We start from the raw sequence: 5,522 nt of genomic DNA, 5'->3' as shown, positions 1-5,522 counted from the left end.
GGTCGGCTCCGCCGTCGCCCGGCGCCTGTCCGCCCGGGGCTACGAGGTGCTGACCCGCCCCCGCGCCGAACTCGACCTGCGCGACGGCGCCGCCACCGCCGCGTACCTGCGCAGCACCCGGCCCGACAGCAGCCGCAGCACCCCCGGCCGCCCGACCGCCAGCAGCAGCCCGCACAGATGGACCAGGCCCGGACCGGCCAGCACCAGCCCCGCGGCGATCAGCAGCCAGCCGGCCACGATCCCCGGCCCCAGGGCGTCCAGGGGGCCCGGCAGCGGCAGCCGCGGACCGGCGGAGGCGATCAACCGCTCGACGGCGTAGGCCTCCAGGGCCAGACCGGTCGCGGTGACCGCCACCCCCCAGGGAAGCCCGGCGGGCACCGGCGGCGGCCGGTGGGGGAGGGCGGCGGACGGTGCCGGCCGGTGGCCGCGGGGCACCGCCCGCATCCGCGCGGCCACCGCGCCCGCCCCGGCCGCGGCCAGCGGCGGCACCGCCAGCAGCGTCAGCGCCGCGGCCCGCGGCAGCGGATGCCCGGCACCCAGCAGCTCACCCGCCGCCCCGGCCAGCGGCGCCCCGTCCAGGGCCCCGCCGAGCGCGCCGCCGAGCGCACCGCCGAGCCCGCCGCGCAGATGGAGGAAGACCGGCACGGCCAGCGCGCACCCCAGCGCGCAGTCCAGGCCCGTGGCGAGCGCGGCCAGCAGCGGCAGCCGCGCGGGCCCCACCCCGACCGCGTCCAGCCCGGCCCTGGGGCGTACGCCCGGGTCGCTGCGGACCGCGGTGACGGCGAGGTGCACACAGGCGGCCAGCGGCACCGCGCACCACAGCAGCCGGGCCGCCGCCGCTCCGGGTCGCTCCGGATGTGCGACGGCATGGCCCAGCGCGCTCAGCAGCAGGAACCCCACGGCTCCCGCGGTGCAGGCGACCAGCGCCCGCCGTGCCAGCGCGGAGGGACGGGAGGTGCGTACTAGGCGGAGAGCGAGCACGCTGCCCTGCCCTCCGGACCGGGTCTCACGGGCGCGTCCGTGGGCGGCGGGGCGTCGGGGCCCACCCTGCGGCCGTCCACGAGCGTGACCGCGCGGTCCGCCACTCCCGCCACCCTGGCGTCGTGGCTGGCCAGCACCACCGTGATCCCGTGCGAGCGGGCCGCGGTGGTCAGGGTGCGCAGCACCTGGGCGCGATCGGCCTGGTGCAGCGGCGCGGTCGGTTCGTCGGCGAAGACCACCGCCGGGGAGTGGGCCAGCGCGCGGGCGATGGCCACCCGCTGCCGCTGCGCCTGCAGCAGCGCGCCCGGCCGGCTGCGGGCGCAGTACCCGACGTCCAGCCGCTCCAGCCATTCGCACGCGGTGCGGCGGGCCCGGCGCCGCCCGGCGCCCGACAGCAGCAGCGGCAGCGCGGCGTTCTCCCACACCGTCAACTCCGGCAGGAGGTGCGGTTCGCTGCCGATCCAGCCGAAGCGGTCGCGGCGCAGCCGCTCGCGGGCCGGCACGGGCAGGGTGTGCAGGGGGACGCCGTCGAACCACACCTCGCCCCGCGCCGGCACCAGCCGTCCCGACAGGCAGCCCAGCAACGTGGACTTGCCGCAGCCGCGCGGGCCGGTGACGCAGAGGATCTCGCCCTCGCGGACCCCGACGCACACGTCCAGCAGCGCGGGCGAGCCCTCGTACTCGTGGTGCAGCCCGTGCGCCCGGAGCAGGTCCTCGGGTGCGGTCTCCATGACGGGCACCTCCGCTCCTCGCCTTGGGTCGTGCCTCCCCCTGACCGCGTGCAACGAGGGCCGGGGGGATCGGTCACTGGCACGGTACGGACCGCGGCCGCGGCCGCGGTGGCGGCGGGCGCGGGAGCCGCCCAGTTTCCTCCGAATGGTCCTTCGGGGAGCTCTCCCCAGTATTTCCGCCATTCGGGTGCCAGAGGCGGAAGAAATCCCGGACGGGCAGGTGTGCCCAACACGTTCTTCGATGGTTAGGGTGGGTGTTCCACTCATCGGACAACAGAGCAGGAGTGCGCGAAGATGGGCACCGAACTGCGTCGGCTGCGCAACTACATCGACGGGGAGTTCCGGGACGCCGCCGACGGGCGCACCACCGAGGTCGTCAACCCGGCGACCGGCGAGGTGTACGCGACGGCGCCGCTGTCCGCCGCCGCCGACGTCGACGCGGCCATGGCCGCCGCCGAGGCCGCCTTCCCCGCCTGGCGCGACGCCACCCCCGGCACCCGGCAGACCGCCGTCCTCAAGATCGCCGACGCGATCGAGCGGCGCGCCGGCGAACTGCTGGCGGCCGAGTGCGAGAACACCGGCAAGCCGCTGGAGCTGACCCGGCAGGAGGAACTGCCGATGATGCTCGACCAGATCCGCTTCTTCGCCGGTGCCGCCCGCATGCTGGAGGGCAAGTCCGCCGGCGAGTACATGGAGGGCATGACCTCCTTCGTGCGGCGCGAGCCGGTCGGCGTCTGCGCCCAGGTCGCGCCGTGGAACTACCCGATGATGATGGCCGTGTGGAAGTTCGCCCCGGCTCTGGCCGCGGGCAACACCGTCGTCCTCAAGCCGTCGGACACCACCCCGGCCTCCACCGTCCTGCTCGCCGAGATCATCGGCGGGGTGCTGAAGGAGCTTGACCTGCCCGCCGGGATCTTCAACGTCGTCTGCGGCGACCGCGACACCGGCCGGCTGATGGTCGAGCACCGAGTCCCGGCGATGGCCTCCATCACCGGTTCGGTCCGCGCGGGCATGGAGGTCGCCGGCAGCGCGGCCAAGGACGTCAAGCGGGTCCACCTGGAGCTGGGCGGCAAGGCCCCCTGCGTGGTCTTCGAGGACGCCGACATCCCGGCCGCCGTCGAGGGCATCCGCGACGGCGGCTTCTTCAACGCCGGCCAGGACTGCACCGCGGCCACCCGCGTACTGGTCCACGAGTCGGTCCACGACGAGTTCGTCGCGGCCCTCACCAAGGCCGCCGCCGAGGTGAAGACCGGCGACCTCGGCGACGAGGACTGCTTCTACGGGCCGCTGAACAACCCCACCCACCTGGAGAAGGTCACCGGCTTCATCGAGCGCCTGCCCGACCACGCCAAGGTCGAGACCGGCGGCCACCGCGTCGGCGACAGGGGCTACTTCTTCGCCCCGACGGTGGTCTCCGGCCTGCGGCAGGACGACGAGATCGTCCAGAACGAGGTCTTCGGCCCGGTCATCACCGTCCAGAGGTTCACCGACGAGGCCGAGGCCGTGCGGTACGCCAACGACGTCGAGTACGCCCTGGCGTCCTCGGTGTGGACCAAGGACCACGCCCGCGCGATGCGGATGTCCAGGGCGCTGGACTTCGGCTGCGTGTGGATCAACACCCACATCCCGCTGGTCGCCGAGATGCCGCACGGCGGCTTCAAGAAGTCCGGCTACGGCAAGGACCTCTCCGCGTACGGCCTGGAGGACTACACCCGCGTCAAGCACGTGATGACGGCCCTCTGAGACGCCGGCGACCCGGATCGCCGGCCGCCCTCCGTCCCCGCACCCCTCCCGGGCGCGGGGACGGGACCGGCCGGCGATCCGGTCAGCGCGGCCAGGAGGCCAGGTACGCGTCGATCTCGGCCGTCAGGGAGGACTTGACCTGCGCGGGCGCGAACGAGGCCGTCACCGCGTTCTTCGCCAGCTCCGCCACTCCGGCCGCGTCCAGCCCCAGCAGCCGGGCGGCGATCCCGTACTCGGTGCACAGGTCGGTGCCGAACATCGGCGGGTCGTCGCTGTTGACGGTGACCAGCACCCCCGCCTTGACCATCTCCGCGATCGGGTGCTCGTCCAGCGAGGCGACGGCGCGGGTGGCGACGTTGGAGGTCGGGCAGACCTCCAGCGGGATGCGGTGCTCTGCCAGGTACGCCAGCAGCTCGGGGTCGCGCACGGAGCTGGTGCCGTGTCCGATGCGCTCGGCGCGCAGGGAGTCCAGGGCGTCCCAGACGGTCCGCGGCCCGGTGGTCTCTCCCGCGTGCGGGACGCTGTGCAGCCCCTCGGCGATCGCGCGGTCGAAGTACGGCTTGAACTGCGGGCGCGGCACCCCCACCTCCGGACCGCCCAGCCCGAAGGAGACCAGTCCCTCGGGGCGCAGCTCGCAGGCCAGCCGGGCGGTCTCCTCGGCGGCCTCCAGCCCCGCCTCGCCGGGGATGTCGAAGCACCACTGAAGGGTGACGCCCAGCTCGGCGGCCGCGGCCCGGCGGGCGTCCTCGATGGCCTCCATGAAGGCGCGCTCGGGTATGCCGCGCCGCGTCGAGCTGTAGGGGGTGACGGTCAGCTCGGCGTAGCGGATGTTCTGGCGGGACATGTCCCGGGCGACCTCGTAGGTCAGCAGCCGGACGTCCTCGGCGTCGCGGACCAGGTCCACCACGGACAGGTAGACCTCGACGAAGTGGGCGAAGTCACTGAAGGTGAAGAACTCCGCGAGAGCGTCCTCGTCGGCCGGGACCGCGGGGTTCGGGTGCCGGGCGGCCAGCTCGGCCACGATGCGGGGGGAGGCCGATCCGACGTGGTGGACGTGGAGTTCGGCCTTGGGAAGGCCGGCGATGAACTCGGACAGATCGCCGCTGCCGGGGCTGGGCAAGATTCCTCCAGGTGGACGGGGGCGCGGCCATGGTAGGCGGGGGCCGGGCCAGGCGCACACACACCTACGATGGCCGGACACGCGACGAGGAGGGGACATGCCGGAGAACCCGGGCCCGGGGGAGGGCGTACCGCTCGGCAAGGCCGGCGGGCAGGAGGCCGGCGCGCCGCCGTCCGACCAGCCGACCGTGACGGCGTTCGTGCCGCCGGCCGGGCAGCCGCCGCAGACACCGCCGCAGCCGGCCGGGCAGGGCTACGGGCAGGGCTACGGGCAGGGGCACGCGTACGGCGGCCCGTGGCCGGGGGCCGTGCCCCAGCCCGGCCACGGATACGGTCCGGCGGGCCCGGTGGGGCCGGTGCCCGGCTGGGCGCCGCTCCCTCCGCCGCCGCAGACCAGCGGCATCTGCACCGCGGCGATGGTCCTCGGCATCGTCAGCATGGTGCTGGTGACGACCTTCTACGGCGTGGTCCTGGCCGTCGTCACCGCCCCCGTCGCCATCGGCCTGGGCATCGCGGCGCGCCGCAGGATCAAGCGGGGCGAGGCGTACGGCAGCGGCCAGGCGACGGCCGGACTCGTCCTCGGAGTGGTCTCCTTCGTGATCTCGGCCGTGATCATCGCGCTGGCCACCTGGTTCTTCCTCGGCATCGACCGGTTCGACCCGGCGGAGGAGGACTCCTGGCACGAGGACACCAACCACACCCAGGTGCTGGACCGGATGCCCGGCCCCGGCGGCCACGGCCTGCCCGCCGGGGCGGCCTAGGAACCGTCGGGCGGGTCGGGGCGGTGCCGCTCTGACCCGCCCGACCCGCCCGAGACGGCGAGGACGGCGGCCAGCAGCGGCACGCCCAGGCACCAGCTGCCCAGCACGTCCAGCGGCCAGTGGTACCCCCGCCACACCAGCCCCGCGCCCACGGCGGCGCACACCAGCGCGGCCGCCGCCGGCAGCG

Annotated in this window: 5 protein-coding genes and 2 pseudogenes; 4 read left to right on the top strand and 3 right to left on the bottom strand. The window is 75.0% G+C overall.

The genetic code is table 11. The features are described 5' to 3' along the window. A pseudogene (locus ACLIYP_RS28915) lies at positions 1-130 on the top strand (GDP-L-fucose synthase); the annotation flags it as partial. Between the two features lie 290 nt (positions 131-420). Next, on the top strand, positions 421-966 hold the full coding sequence (locus ACLIYP_RS28910; protein ID WP_412716046.1) for a hypothetical protein: 546 nt from the start codon (positions 421-423) through the stop codon (positions 964-966). Here ACLIYP_RS28910 and ACLIYP_RS28905 read toward each other — a convergent pair. Continuing rightward, the gene (locus ACLIYP_RS28905) at positions 963-1,712 is read right to left on the bottom strand and encodes an ABC transporter ATP-binding protein (RefSeq protein ID WP_412716045.1); all 750 of its coding nucleotides are present in this window, start codon (positions 1,710-1,712) and stop codon (positions 963-965) included. The genes ACLIYP_RS28910 and ACLIYP_RS28905 overlap by 4 nt on opposite strands. Positions 1,713-2,006: 294 nt before the next feature. Between ACLIYP_RS28905 and ACLIYP_RS28900 the strand changes: the two genes are divergently transcribed. Beyond that, positions 2,007-3,455: a gamma-aminobutyraldehyde dehydrogenase gene (locus ACLIYP_RS28900; RefSeq protein ID WP_412716044.1), complete on the top strand. Its 1,449-nt coding sequence runs from the start codon at positions 2,007-2,009 to the stop codon at positions 3,453-3,455. A gap of 82 nt (positions 3,456-3,537) precedes the next feature. Here the strand turns inward: ACLIYP_RS28900 and ACLIYP_RS28895 are convergent, their stop codons facing one another. Continuing rightward, positions 3,538-4,575, bottom strand: coding sequence for an adenosine deaminase (locus tag ACLIYP_RS28895; protein ID WP_412716043.1), 1,038 nt, complete (start codon positions 4,573-4,575; stop codon positions 3,538-3,540). Positions 4,576-4,672: 97 nt separating this feature from the next. Here ACLIYP_RS28895 and ACLIYP_RS28890 point away from each other — a divergent pair, with 97 nt between their 5' ends. Further along, positions 4,673-5,335 (top strand): DUF4190 domain-containing protein, encoded by a 663-nt coding sequence (locus tag ACLIYP_RS28890; protein WP_412716042.1) that lies wholly within the window; start codon positions 4,673-4,675, stop codon positions 5,333-5,335. Here the strand turns inward: ACLIYP_RS28890 and ACLIYP_RS28885 are convergent. After that, positions 5,332-5,522 (bottom strand): annotated as a pseudogene (locus ACLIYP_RS28885) (phosphatase PAP2 family protein); the annotation flags it as partial. The gene ACLIYP_RS28890 and the pseudogene ACLIYP_RS28885 sit on opposite strands and share 4 nt — an antisense overlap.

It is taken from the genome of Streptomyces nanhaiensis, assembly GCF_046614825.1.
GTDB classification, from domain to species: domain Bacteria; phylum Actinomycetota; class Actinomycetes; order Streptomycetales; family Streptomycetaceae; genus Streptomyces; species Streptomyces radiopugnans.
This window is presented reverse-complemented; position numbering and strand designations above follow the sequence as displayed.